Here is a 20,085-nt window from a genome sequence, read left to right on the forward strand (position 1 = left end):
CAGCGGTGTAGGGGACGAGCAATCGGAGCGGCCGAGACGGATACTCCTGCGCAAACGCTGGTCTGGCGGTCACTGGCCCTAATGCCGCCAAAGATTTGATGAATGTCCGGCGTTTCACCACGGCTGTCCTGTTGTTGGTTGGCATCAAACAGATGGGCTGCTCAGGCTGCGTCCGCCGCAGACGTAGAGAAGCTGTCCAGTGACGTAGCTGGAGCCGGGTTCCGCGAAGAAACGGACGGCGCGGGCAATGTCTTCCGGCTGGCCGATGCGCTCCATCGGCACGGTCTTGTGAAGACTCTGCCGGACCTCTTCCGTCAGCGTTTCAAACAGCGGGGTCTCGACGATGCCCGGCGCGATGGCATTCACGGTGATGCCCTTGCGCGCGTATTCCAGCGCCAGCGAGCGGGTCAGACTGACCACGGCGCCCTTGGATGCGGAGTACGCCGCCTGGCCGCGATTGCCCAGCCAGGCGCGAGAGCCGATGTTGATGATGCGTCCGAAGCGGTTCTCCGCCATGTGCGCCAGCACCGCTTTGGAGCAGATGAACTGGGAATGCAGGTTGATCTCGATCACCCGGCTCCAGAACGCGAGATCCATCTTGGAGACGAGCTTGTCGCCGCCAATGCCGGCGTTGTTGACCAAGATGTCGATACGCGCATGGGTCGCCAAGAGCTGCGCTACGGTCGCCTCCACCAGCTCCATGGAGCTGACGTCGACCTTGAAGGTCTTCACGTCCCCGCCTTCACTGGTGAGGATGCGTTCGGCCTCCTGCAGCGCCCCTTCGTCGAAGTCCCAAAGCGCGATGCGACAGCCGGCCGACGCCAGTTCGCGGGCAATGCCAAAGCCAATGCCTTTCGCACCGCCGGTGACGACGGCGACAAGGCCCCGCAGTGAGGCGGGCGCGGTGGTATTTGTCTGGTTCATGCTGTTTGCCATCAGAGCGACAGAATGTTGATTGAGCAGGCTGCGTGGTCCACTCCCCAGATGCCGCCGCCGGTCACCTGAGTGAGACCGATCCGCGCGCCCTGCACCTGCCGCGCTCCCGCACGGCCTTGCAGTTGTTCACACACCTCCACGATTTGTGCAACGCCGGTCGCACCCGGGGGATGCCCCTTGGCGATGAGTCCGCCACTCGGGTTGACGGGTACCCGTCCGCCCAGTGCGGGTGCGCCGCTTTGCAAGAAGCCTGCGGCGTCACCACGGGCGCAAAGCCCGAGCGCTTCGTAGTAGAGCAACTCGGAGATGGTGAACGCGTCGTGGACCTCGAGAAGACTCAGGTCCTGCGGTCCGATGCTGGCCTGCTCATAGGCGAGTCGGGCAGCGCGTGCCGTGATCTCGGCCTCGGTCATGTCAACCGGCGTGGTTTCGAACAGGCCGGACTGCACCACGGACGCCAGCACCCGCACCGGCTTTGCAACACCCTTCGGAGGTCGGGTGCTGAGCACGATCGCCGCTGCCCCGTCCACCACGGCGGGACAGCACTGCAGCAGCGTGAGCGGATCGGCCACGGGGCGCGAAGCGAGCACCTCCTCGCGCGTGGCCTGTTTCGCAAACTTGGCGATGGGATTCAGCGCCCCGTGCTTTCGGTTCTTGACCGAGATGTCCGCCAGCGTCTCCAGTTTCAGGCCATGGTCGTGCATGTAGCGCTTCGCGCGCATGGCGTACAGAGCTGGCATGATCATGCCGCGCCTGTTGTTCCAGTCCTTCTGGCTAAGCTGCAGCGGCCCGCCTCCGAGGCTGCTCAGGTGGTCCATGCCGAACACCATAACTGTGTCGTACTGCCCGACCTTGAGCGCCTGCAAGGCGAGGTTGAGTGCGGTCGCGCCGCTCGAGCAGGCGTTGTCCACGTTGTAGACAGCGCCGCCACTGACATGCAGTTCACGCAACGTGCGCTGCCCCGGCAACGAGGCGCCGAGTGCGTTGCCGCAATAGAACGCCTGCACCTCGGAAAGAGGCGTATCCGCATCTGCCAAGGCGTCAAGAATGGCCGACTGGGCCATGACCTCTTCGGTCAACTCAGGAAAGCGGCCAAAATCCGTGATGCCCACACCGGTGATCAGGGGTTGTTTCATGGCATCACTCCTGGAAGGCGTAGTCGGGCGTGCCGTCAGGCAACGTGAAGGGCACCACACGTAGGCGGCTTCCGATGGCGGGTGGCTGGGTATCGAAAAGCAGCCGTCCGAATGCGCGCACGCCAGGCTCAAAGTCGACCATGGCCAAGCCATATGGCGACTTATCCTTCCCAGGGTGAACAACGGTGAAGCTGTAGAGCGAGCCAGTCGGCCCGAGCTCGATGTCCTCGGCCTCCTGATCATTGTGAACGAATTCAATCGGCGGGAATTGGGGCGACTGTCCGACAGCGTGGGCTGCAATCAGTACCATGCCGCCAGCGGTTTCACGGAAATGAGATCCCGTTCGCTTGATGATCTTCAAAAGTATCTCCTGTTCGTGCAGTGCTTGCCACGGCGACAGGAAGCATAGGGTATTCATGACCAAGTGGTCACTGGAGTTCTGCTTTGCAAACTTTAGCTGCGCTAAAGCATGCAAAGCTTGCAGTTCCGCTAAAGAATGGCCAGCCGAACTGAAATGACGGCTGGCAGGTGGACATGCATACTGAAGCAATGAAAGAACAAATTCGCGTGCCGGTTACCATGATGCGCGGTGGTACCAGCAAGGCCGTTTTTCTCGCGCAACAGGACGTGCCCACCGACCCGCAGGCACGTCAGAGATTCCTTCTCGCACTGTTCGGTAGCCCGGATGTGCGTCAGATCGATGGACTCGGCGGCGCCGATATCTTGACGAGCAAATGCGCCATCATTGGACCGCCCTCGCGACCGGACGCTGACATCGACTACACGTTTGTGCAGATTGGCATCGACCAGCCCACCGTGAGTTTTGAGATCGTCTGCGGCAACATTTCATCCGCCACCGGGGTCTACGCCTTGCAGGAGCGCTTGATCCCTGTGCAGGAACCGGTCACCACTGTGCGCGTGCACAACACCAACACCGGGAAGATCCTGCGGATGGTGGTGCAGTGTGCGGACGGCGAGCCGTGCGTGGAAGGCGACAGTGAGGTGGATGGGGTACCTGGCACGGGCGCTGAGGTCGCATTGGACTACTCGGGCACCAGCGGCGCCACCACAGGCAAGCTGTTGCCCACCGGCCAGGCACGGGACTGGGTGCATGTGTCCAGACTCGGTCGCGACATCCCCGTCTCGGTCGTGGATGTGGGCACGGCCTGTGTGTTCATCCGTGCGGCCGATCTGGGTGTCACCGGCAAGGAGTTGCCCGGCCAGCTCAGCCCCGACATTTACGAGATGGCCGAGGAGGTTAGGCGGTGGGCGGTCGATCGTTGCCATCTGCCCGCTGAAGGCATCCTCACGCCCTACCAGGTCCTCATCGGCCAAGCGCAAGACTACCGGACCATCGCCGACCGCGCCGTCGCGGCATCAGAGATTGACTTCGTCGCGCGGATGGTTCTGCATGGGGGGGCAATGCACAAGGCATTCCCGGGCGGCGGCTCCGTTTGCCTTTCCGTCGCGGCGCAGATCGCGGGGACGATTCCGGCTGAAGCGCGAGGGGCCCATGCGGGGCCGGCGCGCATCCGCATCGGCCATCCGAGCGGGGTGATCCAGATCTACGCGAATGTGGAACACACCGCCAAAGACGATTGGACGGTGCGCGAAGTGCACTTCTCCCGCACAGCCCGGCGCCTGTTCGACGGCACCGCTTACGTGCGGCGCGCCCTGCTCGAAACCATCTGATTCCGTAGATGGGAATTGACCCGAGAAGCACATTGATGCGGATGAATACCATGACGAAAGCTTCTCCATGAACACCCAGGATCTCTTTTCTCTACGGGGGCGCACGGCATTGATCACCGGCGGCTCACGAGGCATCGGCCGCATGATCGCCGAAGGGTTTCTGGCCCAGGGTGCACGGGTGTACATCAGCGCTCGCAAGGCCGAGGCCTGTGATCTGGCAGCGCAGGAGCTGGCTAAGCACGGCCACTGTGTCTCGTTGCCCTATGACGTGTCCACGATCGCCGGCTGCGAGGCTTTGGCCGCTGCCTACGCTCAGCACGAACCCACGTTGGACATTCTGGTCAACAACGCCGGGGCGGCCTGGGGTGAAGACTTTGATGCCTTCCCCGAGAACGGTTGGGACAAGGTGGTGGACTTGAACCTGAAAACGCCCTTCTTTCTGACGAAGGCGCTGGCCGAACCGCTGCGCGCTGCGGCGCAAGCCCGTGTGGGGAAGGTCATCAACATCGCGTCGACCGATGGCATCGGGCTTAACCCCCAGGAAAACTATTCCTACGTCGCCAGCAAAGCGGGCCTGATCCACCTCACGCGGCGCATGGCGCTGCGTCTGGCCCAGGACAACATCGGGGTCAGTGGCATCGCGCCCGGCGCGTTTCCCTCCGAGATGAACCGCAACGCGCGCGACCACGGGGAGAAATTGTCTGAGCACATTCCCGCCAAGCGCATAGGCACGGCGGAAGACATCGCGGGCGCGGCCATCTTTCTGGCCTCGCGAGCCGGCGACTACGTGATGGGCGCCACCGTGGTGGTGGATGGCGGCGTGACCCACGCCCGCGCCTACAGATGAAAGCTTCAGGCAGATCGGGCGCGTTTCAACCGCCGGCCTGAAGCCGGTCGTTGATGTAGGTCGCAGGAGGCTTTCTAAACGCTTTCCTGAACATCGTGATAAAGGCAGAAGGCGACTCGTAGCCCAGGTCGTAGGCCACTTGCTGGACGGTCGCCCCACCAGACAGTTCCCGCAACGCCATGATCATGTGCAGTTGGCGTCGCTAGCACCCAAAACTCAGGCCGGTCAGTGATGTGCACAACCTGTTCAGTGTGCCCTGCCATGTACGGGATCATCTCGCTCAACATCGGGCTGATGCGCAAGGTGCACCAGTGCGAGGGCAGTGGAGCAGCGCGTTGCGGTGACGTCCCATTCAAAAGCCAGTCACCTGCTGCGCAGCTGATCTCTGCCTGGCGCACGAGTGCGCGTAATCGTGCTCAGTATGCTTCTTTGCCGTGCCCATCCATCTTGGCGAAAGCCTTGCGCAAGTTCTCCTGAACCTGTTCCGGTGTCAGGTCTTGTTTGTGCGTGACCAGCGACCAACGATGGACGACTGGGTCGGTCGGTGGCCGTAACGATTGCCTCAGAGCATGCCGACCGGCGGCACGGTCACATTGTCAGGAGTCTGCCTGAACACGCGAAGGTTGGTGGCTGCTTGGGATATGAGAGCGTCCATTCCATTGATTATGGGGAAGAACCTGAGTAACCGGGCCTGATAAGTGTTCATCCTCCGTTAATTGGGGAAAAGCTGATTATCATTTGTATGTGTATGGGCACAAATGGGTGACTCCACTATTTGAACAGACGTTCTGGCAAGCGGTTGCGGCGACTGTGCTGCTTGTCCCTGTTGCTTAGTATGTCGACGGGCGACTTCCGTCGGTTGTTCCAGTTCGCACGCTGGAGTGGAGGGTATTCGGGACCATCTTGAAAGCTTTGCCAAAATCATCGATAGAAGCTAATTTTTAATATGCCGCATACCATGACCGCAAATCACTGACGGGCCGCACGATGAGCGATAGCCGAGGGGCAAACTTTATCTTTCGAGTTCTCCGTTCTACATTGATTAATTTTGGAGATTTATGATGGCCATGCTGTCTGACGCCTCATTGCGCCATGCATTGGAGCCAGCGGTAGTTGTGATGAACGCCTTTAGAAAGGCCTCTAGTTGGCGGGCGGTCCATGCGGCGTGGGCCGCCTCGAAACGGCGCGACCGCTGGTGCTTTATAGGTCTTTCCGTGCTTTTTATCTCACTGGGCGTTGGTTGCGTATGGCTGAATGATCGTTGGCTGTTTGGATTGGCATTAATTTTTGGCGTGCTGGGAATTTGGATCTTTCGTTGTCGAGTTATTGATCGTCATCCTCTTCGCCACGCATATGGACAGCTAGATCGCTACTTCGGGCTGAATTATCGGTTTCGGCGCTATCTGATGTTTCGAGCTCAGTTGCAGAGCGAAGGGATAGACTTAAACACGATAGATAGAGTGAAGAGAATGCTAGTTATAGAGGCGAAACTGCACGAAAGTCGTAGGCCAAAACTGGATTCTGTGGCCGGCACGGTGGTTTCTTTTGTCGCAGGCTTATTGTTAGCCCTGAGTACCCAAGAATATTTGATGAAGTCCGGATGGACCCTACTTATTTTCGTCATTTGCATGGTTGCTTTGTATTTTTACGTTCTATGGAAGAGCATATTTCCGGGGCATCGGCATACCGAACAAGAGTTAGAATGTTTTCTGACTTGGCATGCAGAAGAGTTTGCTTTTGCAAAGCAGAACTAATCGCGAATTGGCGTCACGAGATTTGAAAAGTCGTCCGCTTGCGGTGCGAACGGTACAAGAAGCCTGAGCGGCTAGTGCGCCTTCTCATAGCATGTGAAGAGTGGCAGCATCATCGTGCCCCGGCCACACGGGGAACATTGCCCATAAACCGTAGCCAGCACGGCGAAACGCAAGCGATCAAGGATTCCGGACGATCAGAGTCCTCCAACCTGCTCACAGGCACCGCCCTTGAACGCTGAGCACGCCGTGGTACGGTGAATGACAAGGTAAGCCACCCCAACGCGCAGCAAAAGGGTGGTTAAAGCCCCTCGACAATAGCAGACCTCGTTCGACAAAGAATATCGTCGCATTATCGGCCACAATGATGTGATCGGGCAGGCGGATATGACGCTGGAGAATACAGTGATAAAGGACGCTCTGAACCGAGAATTCTAACGCCGCCGGCCACGCGAAAAGTGGCTTTTCTCGCTAGGCAACTGCCTTCTGATCTCGGTTTCAGATTCCATAGGTCGAAAAAAACAAAAGGCCGTCTCTGCAAATACAGAAACGGCCTTCGAAATTGGTGCCCGGGGCCGGAATCGAACCGGCACGCCTTGCGGCGGGGGATTTTCTTCCCACTTCGGCTTTCGCCGCCGACGCTCCGAAGAACGGCGTTCGTGGTCTGGAGCACGCCTTCACCATAGCATCGCGTATTACCGCTATGCCTTAGGTGCCCGCCGTCTGCTCTCTACACCTTCCGAGGAGCCTTTCGGCTCCAGGGCTTGGCTCGGTATTAGCTCGGACTGATCGTCCAGGGCCTTCGCCGAGTTTGACGGGCTTCACCTCTGGGGTTTCCCCCGGAGGGCTCAAATTTGGTCTGAGTCCCCTGCGTCTACCAATTTCACCACCCGGGCAAAATTGTGAAGCAGTCCTACTGCACTACCTCGTACTACTACCTACTAGGAGCCAGTACGAACTGGCTTGGCTCCTATTTGGCTCCTAGAGCAAAAAGCGAACTTTCTGTTCCGGCGCCAACAAATCCCTCAAATCCTTGCCCCATGCGGCTTGGCGAGCATTTGACTCATGTTGCAAATAGGTAGAAGTCCCTATTTTTGAGTCCCCTGCGTCTACCAATTTCACCACCCGGGCTAGGAGGTCGCGAGCAGTCTGATGACTTGCTGCGGGAGATGCGAAGACAGCGATTGTATGCTGTTTTTAAAAAAATGTCAGCTCGCCCCAATTCTCGTCAGCGAGACGTGAAACTCTTCGGCGCGCACTACGCAATATTCACCTCCACCTATGTCAAATATTCACAACAATCGCAATGGATCGTTGCTTGGCGCGTTATAAAGCCTACTTGGACGGCGAGGGCTCGCCATACATGCCCATAGACCGTCACGCCGTCAACAGAGGAAGCCTGAGTAATATGAAGCGCAGCAATTCGCCATCGATCTCGTCGCCGTGTCGGTTTTTGGCGGTGCTGGCGATAGTCATGCTGGGTGCCTGCTCATCAACCCCACCGACGCCCCCAACCTCTGGAAACACCGGCCCTGTAGCCTATCTAAAGGCAAACAACGGCACTAACAACACGCGTATCCCAGGCAGCCCCCGGTCTGTACTGGAGCTACATGTGATCGAGGGCCGTCACCACGTCGAGCCGGTCGCCCAATGCGACCAGATCTACACCGGTACGGCGTTGGGCGGCGGCACGGCGCGCGAACTGCAAGTCGTGCTGTGCGATGGTGACTGGAATAACGACGGGGAATACTGGCTGATCAGCGAGGCGGGCGTCGTCAGCGTGCGCCGTGTTTCTGCCGGCAACTATCAGCAGACCGTCTTGGAATACCGCCTGCGCGATACAAAGGCGCGCGCGATTGCCAAGAGGGATTAGCAATTCCTCCGTTCGCGGTTACGCCCGCTTTCTCTCAGGCAAGAACCAATTCATCACCAACGCGCAGATCCCGCCCGTAGCTACCCCAGACTCCAGCACACTGCTGAGCGCATGCGGCAGATGCGACAGGATCTCCGGCACCTGCGATACCCCCAGCCCCAGAGCCAGGGACACAGAGATGATCAACAACGCCCGGCGGTCCAGCTGAATACTCGCCAGGATATTGATCCCCGCCGCCGCGACGGCGCCGAACATCACCATGGCAGCACCACCCAACACCGGCTCAGGCACGGCTTGCAGCGCCCCAGCCACGGCAGGAAACAGCCCCAGCACGATCAGCATGCCGGCAATCCAGATCCCTACGTGTCGGCTGGCGATCCCCGTCAGTTGAATCACGCCGTTATTCTGCGCAAACACCGAGCTGGGAAAGGTGTTGAACACGCCCGCCAGCAGCGAATTCACGCCGTTGACCAGCACGCCGCCCTTGATTCGCTGCATCCACAGGGGACCTTCGACAGGCTGCTTGGAAACCTTGCTGGTGGCGGTGACGTCGCCGATCGCCTCGAGCGAAGTGACCAGATAGATGATCAACATGGGCACAAACAGCGACCACGAGAATCCCAATCCAAAATGCAGCGGCACCGGGATCTGGAACAGCGCAGCCTCGCGCGCGCCGGTGAAATCCAGCCGTCCCATGTAGGCGGCGGCGACGTAGCCGACGATCAGCGCGATGACCAGCGCCGTGCTGCGGATCCAGACGATGGGCAGGCGGTTCAGCAGGATGATGGTGCCCAGGACCAGGCCGGACAGGGTCAGGTTTTCCGCGCTGGCGAATGTGCCGTCCTTCATGGCGTTGTAGCCACCGCCCATGCTGATGAGGCCGACTTTGATGAGGGTCAGGCCGATCAACAGGACGACGATGCCGGTGACGAGCGGGGTGATCAGCCGTTTGACGAACGGCAGGATGCGGCTGATGAAGATCTCGACAAAGGATCCCGCGATGACGACGCCGAACATGGTGGCGAGCACCGTTTCGACCGGGGTGCCGGATTTGACCATGGCCGAGCCGGCGGTGATCAGGGGCACGACGAAGTTGAAACTCGTGCCCTGCACGATGAGCAGGCCCGCGCCCAGCGGGCCGAATCGGCGGCACTGGATATAGGTGGCGATGCCGGAGACGACCAGCGACATGGAGACGATCAGGGTGGTGTCGCGGACGCTGACGCCCAGGGCCTGGCAGATCAGCAGGCCAGGGGTGACGATGGGCACCAGGATGGCCAGCAGGTGCTGCAGGGCGGCGACAAAGGCGACTGGCGGCGCGGGACGGTCGTCGGGACCGTAGACCAGGTCGTGCGCAGGGACGTCGTCGTCCGCAGCGCTGTGAGGGGCGGTTTGGGTGAGAGAGGCAGGTTGCATGAGCGGGCGCCGGCCGGCTGGGGAAAATGGGAATGGGCAGGATTTTAGCGAGGCAGGGGGCGGTATGTCCGAGGGAATGCCTGTTTTTAGGGCTCGCAGGGCAGTTTTGCGTGGGAAAGATGCCGGAAAAACCACAAAAAGGCTCAAAAAAGGGCTGATTTAGAGGTCGGTCTCGCCCAGGCCCCGCCTGACGGCGGTCTTGAAACCCTGGCCATCACCCCCATATGGGTGGGGTTTCTCAGGTTTCGTCCTGGCGAATTGCGCGGATTTCCCGGTTTTTGGGCATCCGATCAGATTCGCAGGGCTGTCCAATTTTCCTCTCGTTTTTCTGACCTTTAAAACTATGAGCCAAACCGCCACGTCTTCCAATTCTGAAACCCTGGGGTTCCAGGCCGAGGTAAAGCAACTGCTGCACCTGATGATCCACTCGCTCTACAGCAACAAGGAAATTTTCCTGCGCGAGCTGGTTTCTAACGCGTCGGATGCCTGCGACAAGCTGCGTTTCGAGGCGATTGACCAGCCGGGGCTGCTGGATGGTGATAGTGAGCTGGCGATCCGGGTGGACTACGACAAGGACGCGCGCACGATCACGATCTCGGATAACGGGATCGGCCTGTCGCGCGACGAGGCGATCGCCAATCTGGGTACGATCGCACGCTCGGGTACGCGTGAGTTTTTCTCGCAATTGACCGGTGACAAGCAGAAAGACGCGCAACTGATTGGTCAGTTTGGCGTGGGCTTTTATTCGTCGTTCATCGTGGCGGACAAGGTCACGGTGGTCAGCCGTCGTGCGGGCAGCACCGACGCTATCCGTTGGGAATCCGACGGCCAGGGCGAGTTCAACATCGCCGCAGCGGAAAAATCCACGCGCGGCACGGACGTGACGCTGCATCTGCGCGAGGACGAAGACGAGCTGCTCAATGGCTGGAAACTGCGCGAGATCCTGCGCCGCTATTCCGACCATATCTCGCTGCCGATCCGCATGTTCAAGGAAGACTGGGATTCGGAAAAGAGCGCACAGGTAAAGACCGAAGAACTGGAAACGGTGAACCAGGCCAATGCGCTGTGGACGCGCAGCAAGGGCGATGTCACCGACGAACAGTATCGCGAGTTCTACAAGACGGTCTCGCATGACTATGACGACCCGCTGGCCTGGACGCACAATCGCGTCGAGGGGCGCAGCGAATACACGCAGCTGTTGTATGTGCCAAAGCACGCGCCGTTCGATCTGTGGGATCGTGATGGTCGTCGCGGTGTGAAGCTCTACGTCAAGCGCGTATTCATCATGGACGATGCAGAGCAACTGCTGCCGTCGTACCTGCGTTTTGTGCGTGGGGTGATTGACTCGGCGGATCTGCCGTTGAACGTGTCGCGCGAGATCTTGCAGGAAAGCCGTGATGTGCGTGCGATCCGTGAGGGCTCGGCGAAACGCATTCTGTCCTTGCTCGAAGATATGGCCGAGAACAAGGCCGAAGACTACGCGACGTTCTGGACGGAATTCGGCCAGGTGTTGAAGGAAGGCACGGGCGAGGACGCGGGCAATATCGAGCGTATTGCAAAGCTGCTGCGTTTCGCCTCGACGCACACGGGCGATGCGATCCAGAACGTGTCGTTTGCCGATTACGTGTCGCGCATGAAGGAAGGCCAGGACAAGATCTACTACGTCACGGCTGATACCTTTGCAGCGGCTAGCAACAGCCCGCATCTGGAGATTTTCCGCAAGAAGGGCATCGAGGTGCTGTTGTTGTCGGATCGCGTTGACGAGTGGATGTTGTCGTATCTGCGCGAGTTTGATGGTAAGTCGTTGGTGTCGGTGGCCAAAGGCGGTCTGGATCTGGCCGAGTTGGCGGACGAGGACGAGAAAAAGCACCAGGCCGAGGTCGAGGAAAACTTCAAGCCTTTGGTCGAGCGTTTGAAAGAGACGCTGGCGGATCAGGTAAAAGAGGTGCGCGTGACGCTGCGTCTGGTGGACTCGCCGGCGTGCGTGGTGGTGGGGCAGAACGAGCTCAGCCCGCATTTGCTGCGCATGCTAAAGGCCGCGGGCCAAGAGGCGCCGGATGTGAAGCCGGTGCTGGAGATCAATCCCGAACACGCCTTGATCACGCGTGTGCGTGATGCTGACGATAGCGAGTTCGAACAATGGGCTCGTCTGTTGTTGGATCAGGCGTTGTTGGCTGAAGGCGCGCAGATCGCGGATCCGGCGGCGTTTGTGAAGCGGTTGAATGCGTTGTTGTTGAAGTAAGTGGGCGGCCTCTGTTTTTGAAGCAGAGGCGCGTTAGCAAGGTCACCCCTATGTGGTTGGATGTGAATTCAATCGCATAGGGGTGTTTTGTTGTCGGCTCGTCCCAGGCATGGGGCGAATCTGAACGGCACGCTAGCCGCGAGTGAACAGTCGAGCCAACGACGCCGCGTATTTTTTAGTAGGGCCATCTTGTGGGAACGCTATCTCAGAAATAACGCAAGATGTCCACGGGATATTGTCGCGACCTATCGATGGACTTCAGTCCGAGTCGGGAAGTGCCGGCAACGGCAACAGCTGTTGTGAAATGCTGTTGAGCGCAGCCTCGAGTTGCGCGATGAGCGCCTGCGCAGCAGGAGACAGTGATCGATCGCGCCGATGAAGCACACCGATATAGCGCCGTGCTGATGCGTCTCCTAGGGGCACGCAGCATAGCCCCGTCAGATTCAATTCCGGCAATGCCATGCGTGGCAACACACTGACGCCTAATCCCTGGCGCACCATGCCCGCTGCTGTGCCCATGTTGGTGACGTCATAACGCAGTGCAGTGATGGCGGCGCCGACTTCCTCTCGCACGGCCCGGTCGAATTGTTGACGCGCGTTGGATCCCTGGGACAGCAGGATCAGGTCATATTGCAGCAGATCGCGCCAGTGCAGCATGCGAGTCGCATGGCCCAAGGGATGACCGGCAGGGAACACAGCACAAAAGCAGTCCTCCGCCAATGGAGTGAAGGTCAAATCGGGGGCGGGCTCTGACTGCGCAGCGACCGCAAACTCGATCTGGTTGGTGCGCAGCATGGCGAGCAATTCGTCGTTGTGGGCCTCGACGACTCTCACCTTTAACGCTGGGTGCACCTGACGCAAGGTCCCCACGGCGGTAGGCAGCAAGGTCAATGCGGTCGAGGGCAGGGCGCCCAATGCAACGTTGCCCCGTCGTACGGCAGCGAGGTCTGCCAGGCTGCGGTAGGCCTCCTCCAGGTCGGCAATGGGGCGTTGAATGCGTGAATAGAAATCTTCACCGGCCGAGGTCAGGCTGATGGCGCGCGTGGTGCGCTCGAACAGGCGCAGGCCGAGGACTTCTTCCAGGTCCTGGATCAGTGCGGTGAACGACGGCTGCGTGACGCCCAGTTGATTGGCCGCATGGGTGAACGAGCCGGTGTGTATGGCCAGCAAAAAGGCTTTGAGAGGGCGGTATTTGATATTTATAGCCATGAGCTAATAATAGGGTAAAAATATCTATTTGTGTCTAATAATTGATCGGCTCATGATGACGTCACCGAAGAACTCTCGGATTCAAAGACGTTATGGACGCATCAAGCCACAAGCCTTTTCGGCTGGGCGCCAATTGGCGCCGTAGCCAGGACGGCGACGCCGTCATCACCTCCATCAATCCCGCCGACGGCAGTATTGCCGGCATCGTGACACGCGCATTGCCGCGAGACGTAGACACGGCTGTCGAGATTGCGCGGGACGCTTTTTTGCATAAGCCCTGGCGCAAGCTGCGCCCGGATCAGCGCGCGGCCACCTTGTATGAGATCGGCCGGCGTCTGTCGGCAGAGCGAGAGCCGCTCGCACGTCTGCAAATGCAGGATAGCGGCAAGCCCTGGAAAGAATGCCTGAATATGGTCGACAGTGCGGCCGGGCATTTTCGTTATTACGCCGCTGTGTGCGAGACATGGCAGAACGAGATGACCTCGCCACGTGGGGAATATTTTTCCATGGCACTGGCCGAGCCATTTGGCGTGGTCGCGGCGATTACGCCGTGGAATTCTCCGATCATGAATGAGGCGCAAAAGGTTGCGCCTGCGTTGGCGGCGGGTAATGCGGTACTGGTCAAGCCCTCTGAGGAAACGCCGCAACTGGCGCTGGAATTGGCCCGCATCTGCGACGAGGCCGGATTGCCGGAAGGTCTGGTGACGGTGTTGCCGGGACATGGCGAGGATGTGGGCGCGGCGCTGGTCAAGCATCCTGGTGTACGCATGGTGTCGTTCACAGGGGGGACCGAGACAGGGCGCGCGATTGGCGCGATTGCCGGTCAGCGGTTGATCCCTGTCGGGCTCGAGCTCGGCGGAAAGTCTCCGCATATTGTGTTTGACGATGCCGATCTGGATCGTGCTGTCGCGGGCGTGATCTCGGGGATTTTTGGCTCTGCGGGGCAGAGTTGTGTGGCGGGCTCACGCCTGTTTGTGCAGAAGTCTATCTACAAGCAGTTCATGGAAACGCTGGTGGCTCGCACACAGCAGTTGCGCGTGGGTCTGCCCGACGATCCGGCTACGCAGATGGGGCCGTTGGTATCGCGTGCGCATCGGGACAAGGTCGCAGGCTATGTGGATATCGGGCGCGCAGAAGGCGGCCGCGTATTGGTCGGTGGATCTGTGCCGGATCGTGCCGAGCTTGCGAATGGCTGGTTTTATCTGCCTACCGTGATCGATGGGCTGGGTAACAAGGCTCGTGTGTGCCAAGAGGAAATCTTTGGCCCGGTACTGGTTGCGTTGCCGTTCGAGGATGAGGGCGATGTGATTCAGCAGGCTAATGACACGCCCTTTGGACTGGGCGCCGGCATGTGGACCGGTGACTACGCTCGCGCATGGCGCGTGGCGCGCGAGATCGAGGCGGGCTCGGTCTGGATCAATACATACAAGCAATCGCATATCGCAACGCCGTTTGGTGGGTTCAAAGACAGCGGCATCGGACGCGAGAAAGGCCTGCATGGTCTGCGCCTGTATAGCCAGATCAAGAGCTTGTACTGGGGCATGCACGAAAAACCTATGGGACTGTAAAGAAAATGAGTACTGAAAAAAAGAACGCCGCGTTGTCGTTGGCGGATTCGCGTATTTTGATTGCTGGTGCGGCCAGCTTGGTGGGCTCGCACACTGCGGATGCGTTGTTGGAGGCCGGAGTAAAGGAAGTCATTCTGCTGGATAACTTCGCGTTTGGCACGCCGGAGGCTATCGCGCATCTGCAAGACAATCCTCGTGTGAAACTGGTGCGTGGCGATTTGATGCGCCTGCCGGATTTGTTGGCTGCCACTGAGGGCGTTGATGGGGTGCTGCATCTGGCGGCCTATATGACGCTGGGATTTGCGCAGACGCCTTGGCAGGCGGTGGACGTGAACGTGCGTGGCGCGCAAAACATGTTGGAAGCGTGCCGCGCCAACAAGGTGAAAAAGATCGTCTTTGCATCGTCCAATGCCGTTTATGGCTATGGCACAGGCATTGTCGGCGCGTTGGAGGAAACGGGACCGTTCCATTCGGTGGGGGCGCCTCCCGCGGCGATTCTGTATGGCGCGTCCAAGATCATGGGCGAACAGCTATGCCGTCAGTACTATCAAAAGGCTGGTCTGGATTACGTGGTGCTTCGTTATTCCACGGTCTATGGTGAACGGCAACACTATCGCGCCGCGAATTCTCTCTACATCATGGAGACCTATGATCGCGTGCGCAAAGGCGAGCGTCCCGTGCTGCCGGGTGATGGTACTGATACCAAGCATTTTGTGCATGTCTCCGATGTTGCGCGTGCCAACGTCGCTGCATTTCAGAGCCCGGCGACGGATGTGGCGGTGAATGTGTCGGGGCCCGAGCCTATTACGACGGGTGAGTTGGTGCGTCTGGTGCTGGACTATTGCAAGAGCGATCTGCAACCTGAAATCAAACCGGATCCCCCCGGCACGGTGCGTCTGACTTCGGGCGGTGCGTTTCATATTCCGCACGATCTGGCAGGCCAGCATATCGGCTGGCAGCCCAAGGTCGGTATGGCCGAGGGTGTCGCCAGGTTGCTGGCTTGGCGTGAGGCGCAGGAGTCTCGCTAGCGTTGTGCCCTAATTCTTATTCATAATCAGGAGACAAATGATGTTCCGTTCATGCAAGACGTTCGTGCGTGCCGTATTTTCCGCGGCGGTGCTGTGTGCCGCGATGCCGGCTTGGGCTTGGCCGGATCGGCCTATTGAGTTGGTGGTGGGATTTGCGCCCGGTGGTGGCACGGATCTCACGGCGCGTGCGCTTGCTGTGTATCTGGAAAAGGAATTGGGGACCACGGTTGTAGTGCAGAACAAGCCCGGGGCATCCAGCGCGATTGCGCTGTCATATGTCGCACGTGCCAAGCCTGATGGATACACGCTTGCCATGACGAACATGCCGGGCTTGGTGTCATTGCCTATTGAGCGCGATGCAGGTTTTACGACGGCGGATTTCACGTATTTGGCGAACCTGGTTCGTGATCCGAGCGCATTCAGTGTGGCGAGCACCAGCCCTTATCAGACATTGGAATCCCTGATCGCCGACGCCAAGGCGAAACCCGGGACGATCAGCTACGGATCTACCGGGGTGGGCACCGACGATCATCTGGCGTTGGTGTTGTTCCAGAGTTTGACTGGCACAAAGTTGAACCACGTTCCCTATAACGGTGCTGGCCCGTTGCGCAGTGCGGTGTTGGGCGGGCATACGGTGATCGGGGGACTCAACCTCGGTGAAGTCATGCCGTATCACGGCAAGAATATGCGTGTGCTGGCGCAAGCGAGTGAAAAGCGGTCGCCGCTGGGGAAGGATGTGCCCACGTTCAAGGAGTTGGGGGTAGACCTCGTGTTTGCCTCTGAACGCGGTATCGTGGCTCCAAAGGGTCTGCCCCCCGAGGTGTCGGAGAAACTGCGTGAAGCATTGAAGAAAGTGGCCGCGAATCCGGAGTTTCAGGCGCAGATGAAGCAACAGTTCACGGAGATGGATTATCTGGATGGACCGCAGTGGCAAGAGCGGCTAAAGGGCGATGATGCGCGTTTGCGTGAGATCTGGGCCAAGACGCCGTGGGTGGAATGAGCGCGAGGTTTATTGTCTTTGCGGTAGTTTGAATGTCTTTTCGAAGGCCGCCTGCCCGCGAGGGGTGACGGCTACCGCACGCGTGCCGTCCAGCCGTCGTACCCAATCCTGCTCGATATAGTGGGTCAGCAACGCCGCCCCAAGTGTGCCGGCCAGGTGGTGGCGGCGTTCGCTCCAGTCCAGACAGGCGCGGCAGAATACGCGATGGGATTTGCCGCGCATGGCGCTGACAGTTAACGCGTCGATGTCCATGCCTATGGATTGGAGGGTATTGATGCCTTTGGGGGTGAGCGCTCCGGCTTCTGCCGTCAATTCGATATGCCCCGCTTCGATCATGCCGTCGGTGATCGCGACGGCAATTTCGCCGGCCAGATGGTCGTAGCAGGTGCGGGCGTAACGCAGAGCCTTGTCGCGCGGGCCGGTGATGACGCGGGGGCCTCGCACCGCGGCGCCTTGTTCGCGCTCAATGGATACCGACATGATCTGTTCCAACATGCGGGCGACCGATGGGGTAGCGAGGCGGTGATAATGATGGCGGCCTTGTTTTTCCCGGGTTAATAGCCCTGCATCGGTGAGCTTCGCTAAATGCCCGCTGGCGGTTTGAGGCGAGATGCCTGCGATATGGGCGAGCTCGGAGGCGGTCAGGGCGCGGCCGTCCATCAGGGCGGCGAGCATGTTCGCGCGCGCCAGGTCGCCGATGAGGGCGGCGGTTTCGGCGAGTGAGGCGGTGCTGACCATGACGGCTCCTGTGATGAATCTGGTGATAGGTCCGGTATACGTCTCGTGATGAATCCCGTGATAAACCTCATCTGCGGGTTTCAGTCAGCTTAGCAATTTTTCTGCTGACGATACTACGGTCTGGGCCGTAGCATAGGCGCGTCGACACACGGCACAGTGTGGGCTCTGACTCTTTGGAGCGTTTGCGTGATGGTTAACGAATTTGCCTTGCCGCAGTATCGCTTTTTCGGGCCCTGGGTGGTCAGGGCGGCGTTTGTGCTGGCCATGTTCGGCTGGGGCGTGGGTTTTTACGGGCCTTCGATTTATCTGGCCGAGGTGATCGCGCGCACGGGATGGTCGTTGCAATGGGTGTCGACGGCAGTGACGGTGCATTTTTTGTTCGGTGCATTGGTGGTGGCGAATTTGCCGCGGGTGCACGCTCGGTTGGGATTGGCGCCGAGTATTGCTTTGGGGGCGGTGTGTACGGCGCTGGGCGTGTTTGGCTGGGCGATGGCTGCGCAACCGTGGCAATTGTTGGTGGCGGCCCTGGTTAGCGGCTCGGGCTGGGTGATGATGGGGGCGGTGGCAGTCAATGCGGTGATTGCGCGTTGGTACGCCGTGGGCCGGCCCTCTGCGCTGGCCAAGGCGTATAACGGCGCGAGTATCGGCGGGGCGATTTTTGCGCCCTTGTGGGTGGCGCTGATACAAGGCCTGGGCTTTCCTGCGGCAGCGGCGTTGGTTGGCGTGGTGATGATCACTGTCATCGCGGCGTTGAGTGTCGTGGTTTTTTCCAAGACGCCGCAAACCCTGGGGCAATCGCTGGATGGCCAGGCGGTCGCGCACGAGACGGTGAACAAGACCCCGTCATCAGCGCGTGGCGTGCTATCGGGCAAGGCGCTATGGCGGGATCGCGCCTTTGTCACGTTGTCGTTAGGGATGGCGATCGGCTTGTTTGCGCAGATTGGTTTGCTGGCGCATCTGTTCAAGCTATTGGTGCCGACGCTCGGTGCGCAACCGGCAGGTTGGTTGATGGGGGGCGGCACGGCGTGCGCCATTATCGGCCGTATGGTGGCGGCTCGGGCGATGGGATATGTGGGAGATCGACGCACGATCGCGGCGGCTAGTTACTGCATGCAGGCGCTGGGTTCGGCGGTGTTGTTGTGTGCGCCTGCAGGCACTGTCTGGCCTCTGGTGCTAGGTGTGGTGTTGTTGGGGGCGGGGATCGGTAATGCTACGTCGTTGCCCCCGTTGATCGCGCAAACGGACTTTGCATCGCAGGATGTATCGCGTGTGGTGGCGCTGATTGTGGCGATCAGCCAGGGGGCTTATGCGTTTGCGCCGGCTATTTTTGGTGTGTTGCAGGGGCCTACGGTCGATGTGTCGGCGGGCATGGTCCATCATGCAAGTGCGTTGTTTGCGACGGCGATGGTGATTCAGCTGATTGCTGCCGTCGTATTTTTGCTAGGCCGGCGTCGGGTGCTGGATTAGTGCGCGGATGGAGATGCGATTGGCAATGGGCTGCGGGTAAATGGCGGCGGCAGGCAGGATGCGAGACGACAGGAAAATGTGGTATCGGCATGCTCGAGCGGTGCCAAATGACAATGCGGCAGTTTCGCGAAGCCCGTTGCTGGACGCAAAGCTGACTCCCACGCTTTGCGTCCGCCTAGATATCAATTAGCCTTGAATCCTGTCGCCTTGACGACGGCGGACCAGCGTTTGGCTTCGCTGTCTAGCAGGCGTTGCAGATCTTGGCGCGTGGATCCCACCACGATAAAGCCTGCATCTCCTAACGTTTTTGCGGCCTCGGGGGTGCGTAGCGCAGCGGCGCTTTCTGTTTGCAGACGATCCAGAATGTCTGCGGGTGTGCCTGCTGGGGCAAACAGAGCGAACCACGCACCGAAATCGACTTTGCCGTATCCGGCCTGGGCAAAGGTCGGCACGCCAGGCAATGCGCTGGACGGCTTGGCACCAGTGATAGCCAGGGCACGCATTTTGCCGCCTTTTACCTGCGGCGCGGCCAAGGCCGTGGTGACAAATTCGGCCTGTACGCTGCCGGATACTAATCCGGACACGGCGTCGCCGGTGGATCGGTAATGGACGGGTTCGATTTGCATGCCGACTTCGCGTGCGAATAGTTCAGCGCCAAAATGGCCCGGTGTGCCCGCGCCGAATGTGCCGAAGTTCACGCGGTCTTTCGAGGCTTTGCCGGCTTTGATGAAGTCGGCCAACGTTTGATAGGGCGAGGTCGCCGGCACGACCAGGACGAAATCGGCGCGTACAACTTCGGATATGGGCGCAAAGTCTTTGGCCGGGTCGTAGTTCAGGTTGTTGTACGTGGCGGGTGAAATGCTGATGGAACCGACTTCGCCTAACAGCAGGGTGTAGCCATCAGCGGGGCTGCGCGCGACGGTTTGTGCGGCGATCTGGCCACCCGCGCCCGCGCGGTTTTCTACGACGACGCTTTGTTTCAGGCGCTCGCCGAGTTGTTGCGAGAGCGTGCGTGCAACGATGTCAGGTCCTGTGCCGGGCGGGAAGCCGACGTTCAGACGAATGGGCGCGTTGGGATACTGTGCGAGGGCGATGGCGGGCAAGCACAGCATGGCTGTGACGAGCAGTCGGCGCAAGGGGGATGGCATGGGATGTCTCCGTGTCGGTGATGTGAGCTGCCAG

Annotated in this window: 17 protein-coding genes; 9 read left to right on the top strand and 8 right to left on the bottom strand. The window is 59.6% G+C overall.

All coding sequences use genetic code 11. The features are described from left to right. Positions 1-144: 144 nt before the first annotated feature. The 3 genes from ACYVI2_RS18900 to ACYVI2_RS18910 are packed head-to-tail and all read right to left on the bottom strand — an operon-like array spanning position 145 to position 2,433. Positions 145-924, bottom strand: a complete 780-nt coding sequence (locus tag ACYVI2_RS18900) for an SDR family NAD(P)-dependent oxidoreductase (protein ID WP_415816406.1) — start codon at positions 922-924, stop codon at positions 145-147. Between the two features lie 11 nt (positions 925-935). Then, positions 936-2,072 carry a thiolase family protein gene (locus ACYVI2_RS18905; RefSeq protein ID WP_415816408.1) on the bottom strand — a complete coding sequence of 379 codons (1,137 nt, stop codon included), beginning with the start codon at positions 2,070-2,072 and terminating at the stop codon, positions 936-938. Between the two features lie 4 nt (positions 2,073-2,076). Continuing rightward, positions 2,077-2,433 (bottom strand): Zn-ribbon domain-containing OB-fold protein, encoded by a 357-nt coding sequence (locus tag ACYVI2_RS18910; RefSeq protein WP_415816410.1) that lies wholly within the window; start codon positions 2,431-2,433, stop codon positions 2,077-2,079. Between the two features lie 188 nt (positions 2,434-2,621). On the opposite strand from ACYVI2_RS18910, the gene ACYVI2_RS18915 reads away from it, so the two are divergent. Then, complete coding sequence (locus ACYVI2_RS18915; RefSeq protein WP_415816412.1) at positions 2,622-3,764, top strand: PrpF domain-containing protein; 1,143 nt, start codon at positions 2,622-2,624, stop codon at positions 3,762-3,764. A 67-nt stretch (positions 3,765-3,831) separates the two neighbouring features. Further along, the gene (locus ACYVI2_RS18920; protein ID WP_415816414.1) at positions 3,832-4,611 is read left to right on the top strand and encodes an SDR family oxidoreductase; all 780 of its coding nucleotides are present in this window, start codon (positions 3,832-3,834) and stop codon (positions 4,609-4,611) included. Between the two features lie 25 nt (positions 4,612-4,636). Here ACYVI2_RS18920 and ACYVI2_RS18925 read toward each other — a convergent pair whose 3' ends face one another. Next, positions 4,637-4,798: a helix-turn-helix domain-containing protein gene (locus tag ACYVI2_RS18925; protein WP_415816416.1), complete on the bottom strand. Its 162-nt coding sequence runs from the start codon at positions 4,796-4,798 to the stop codon at positions 4,637-4,639. An 871-nt stretch (positions 4,799-5,669) separates the two neighbouring features. Between ACYVI2_RS18925 and ACYVI2_RS18930 the strand changes: the two genes are divergently transcribed. Together ACYVI2_RS18930 and ACYVI2_RS18935 are read left to right on the top strand one after the other, a co-directional pair. Next, on the top strand, positions 5,670-6,365 hold the full coding sequence (locus ACYVI2_RS18930) for a hypothetical protein (protein ID WP_415816418.1): 696 nt from the start codon (positions 5,670-5,672) through the stop codon (positions 6,363-6,365). 1,405 nt (positions 6,366-7,770) lie between these two features. Further along, positions 7,771-8,235: a hypothetical protein gene (locus tag ACYVI2_RS18935; protein ID WP_415816420.1), complete on the top strand. Its 465-nt coding sequence runs from the start codon at positions 7,771-7,773 to the stop codon at positions 8,233-8,235. Between the two features lie 18 nt (positions 8,236-8,253). Here the strand turns inward: ACYVI2_RS18935 and ACYVI2_RS18940 are convergent, their stop codons facing one another. Then, complete coding sequence (locus ACYVI2_RS18940; RefSeq protein ID WP_415816422.1) at positions 8,254-9,651, bottom strand: uracil-xanthine permease family protein; 1,398 nt, start codon at positions 9,649-9,651, stop codon at positions 8,254-8,256. A 343-nt stretch (positions 9,652-9,994) separates the two neighbouring features. Here ACYVI2_RS18940 and htpG point away from each other — a divergent pair, with 343 nt between their 5' ends. Next, positions 9,995-11,893, top strand: coding sequence for a molecular chaperone HtpG (htpG, locus tag ACYVI2_RS18945; RefSeq protein ID WP_415816424.1), 1,899 nt, complete (start codon positions 9,995-9,997; stop codon positions 11,891-11,893). A gap of 258 nt (positions 11,894-12,151) precedes the next feature. On the opposite strand, the gene ACYVI2_RS18950 is transcribed toward htpG, so the two are convergent. Further along, positions 12,152-13,102: a LysR family transcriptional regulator gene (locus ACYVI2_RS18950; RefSeq protein ID WP_415816426.1), complete on the bottom strand. Its 951-nt coding sequence runs from the start codon at positions 13,100-13,102 to the stop codon at positions 12,152-12,154. Positions 13,103-13,194: 92 nt separating this feature from the next. On the opposite strand from ACYVI2_RS18950, the gene ACYVI2_RS18955 reads away from it, so the two are divergent. From ACYVI2_RS18955 to ACYVI2_RS18965, 3 genes are read left to right on the top strand one after another with little or no spacing between them, the layout of a single operon-like run. Further along, entirely contained in the window at positions 13,195-14,670 is a 1,476-nt protein-coding gene (locus tag ACYVI2_RS18955) for an aldehyde dehydrogenase (RefSeq protein WP_415816428.1), read from the top strand. A gap of 5 nt (positions 14,671-14,675) precedes the next feature. Further along, on the top strand, positions 14,676-15,698 hold the full coding sequence (locus ACYVI2_RS18960; RefSeq protein ID WP_415816430.1) for an NAD-dependent epimerase/dehydratase family protein: 1,023 nt from the start codon (positions 14,676-14,678) through the stop codon (positions 15,696-15,698). A 37-nt stretch (positions 15,699-15,735) separates the two neighbouring features. Continuing rightward, positions 15,736-16,698: a tripartite tricarboxylate transporter substrate binding protein gene (locus tag ACYVI2_RS18965; protein ID WP_415816432.1), complete on the top strand. Its 963-nt coding sequence runs from the start codon at positions 15,736-15,738 to the stop codon at positions 16,696-16,698. A 9-nt stretch (positions 16,699-16,707) separates the two neighbouring features. Here ACYVI2_RS18965 and ACYVI2_RS18970 read toward each other — a convergent pair whose 3' ends face one another. Beyond that, positions 16,708-17,436 (bottom strand): ArsR/SmtB family transcription factor, encoded by a 729-nt coding sequence (locus ACYVI2_RS18970; RefSeq protein WP_415816434.1) that lies wholly within the window; start codon positions 17,434-17,436, stop codon positions 16,708-16,710. Between the two features lie 189 nt (positions 17,437-17,625). Here ACYVI2_RS18970 and ACYVI2_RS18975 point away from each other — a divergent pair, with 189 nt between their 5' ends. Beyond that, positions 17,626-18,903: an MFS transporter gene (locus ACYVI2_RS18975; protein WP_415816436.1), complete on the top strand. Its 1,278-nt coding sequence runs from the start codon at positions 17,626-17,628 to the stop codon at positions 18,901-18,903. A gap of 182 nt (positions 18,904-19,085) precedes the next feature. On the opposite strand, the gene ACYVI2_RS18980 is transcribed toward ACYVI2_RS18975, so the two are convergent. Continuing rightward, positions 19,086-20,051 carry a Bug family tripartite tricarboxylate transporter substrate binding protein gene (locus ACYVI2_RS18980; RefSeq protein WP_094823441.1) on the bottom strand — a complete coding sequence of 322 codons (966 nt, stop codon included), beginning with the start codon at positions 20,049-20,051 and terminating at the stop codon, positions 19,086-19,088. Between the last annotated feature and the right edge of the window lie 34 nt (positions 20,052-20,085).

This window comes from Bordetella tumbae (assembly GCF_054780995.1).

What these genes read in the sequence shown, in the direction of transcription:
- ACYVI2_RS18900 (WP_415816406.1), bottom strand. Translation starts at nt 924, where the DNA reads ATGAACCAGACAAATACCACCGCGCCCGCCTCACTGCGGGGCCTTGTC.
- ACYVI2_RS18905 (WP_415816408.1), bottom strand. Translation starts at nt 2,072, where the DNA reads ATGAAACAACCCCTGATCACCGGTGTGGGCATCACGGATTTTGGCCGC.
- ACYVI2_RS18915 (WP_415816412.1), top strand. Translation starts at nt 2,622, where the DNA reads ATGAAAGAACAAATTCGCGTGCCGGTTACCATGATGCGCGGTGGTACC.
- ACYVI2_RS18920 (WP_415816414.1), top strand. Translation starts at nt 3,832, where the DNA reads ATGAACACCCAGGATCTCTTTTCTCTACGGGGGCGCACGGCATTGATC.
- ACYVI2_RS18925 (WP_415816416.1), bottom strand. Translation starts at nt 4,798, where the DNA reads ATGATCATGGCGTTGCGGGAACTGTCTGGTGGGGCGACCGTCCAGCAA.
- ACYVI2_RS18930 (WP_415816418.1), top strand. Translation starts at nt 5,670, where the DNA reads ATGATGGCCATGCTGTCTGACGCCTCATTGCGCCATGCATTGGAGCCA.
- ACYVI2_RS18935 (WP_415816420.1), top strand. Translation starts at nt 7,771, where the DNA reads ATGAAGCGCAGCAATTCGCCATCGATCTCGTCGCCGTGTCGGTTTTTG.
- ACYVI2_RS18940 (WP_415816422.1), bottom strand. Translation starts at nt 9,651, where the DNA reads ATGCAACCTGCCTCTCTCACCCAAACCGCCCCTCACAGCGCTGCGGAC.
- htpG (WP_415816424.1), top strand. Translation starts at nt 9,995, where the DNA reads ATGAGCCAAACCGCCACGTCTTCCAATTCTGAAACCCTGGGGTTCCAG.
- ACYVI2_RS18950 (WP_415816426.1), bottom strand. Translation starts at nt 13,102, where the DNA reads ATGGCTATAAATATCAAATACCGCCCTCTCAAAGCCTTTTTGCTGGCC.
- ACYVI2_RS18955 (WP_415816428.1), top strand. Translation starts at nt 13,195, where the DNA reads ATGGACGCATCAAGCCACAAGCCTTTTCGGCTGGGCGCCAATTGGCGC.
- ACYVI2_RS18960 (WP_415816430.1), top strand. Translation starts at nt 14,676, where the DNA reads ATGAGTACTGAAAAAAAGAACGCCGCGTTGTCGTTGGCGGATTCGCGT.
- ACYVI2_RS18965 (WP_415816432.1), top strand. Translation starts at nt 15,736, where the DNA reads ATGATGTTCCGTTCATGCAAGACGTTCGTGCGTGCCGTATTTTCCGCG.
- ACYVI2_RS18970 (WP_415816434.1), bottom strand. Translation starts at nt 17,436, where the DNA reads ATGGTCAGCACCGCCTCACTCGCCGAAACCGCCGCCCTCATCGGCGAC.
- ACYVI2_RS18975 (WP_415816436.1), top strand. Translation starts at nt 17,626, where the DNA reads ATGGTTAACGAATTTGCCTTGCCGCAGTATCGCTTTTTCGGGCCCTGG.
- ACYVI2_RS18980 (WP_094823441.1), bottom strand. Translation starts at nt 20,051, where the DNA reads ATGCCATCCCCCTTGCGCCGACTGCTCGTCACAGCCATGCTGTGCTTG.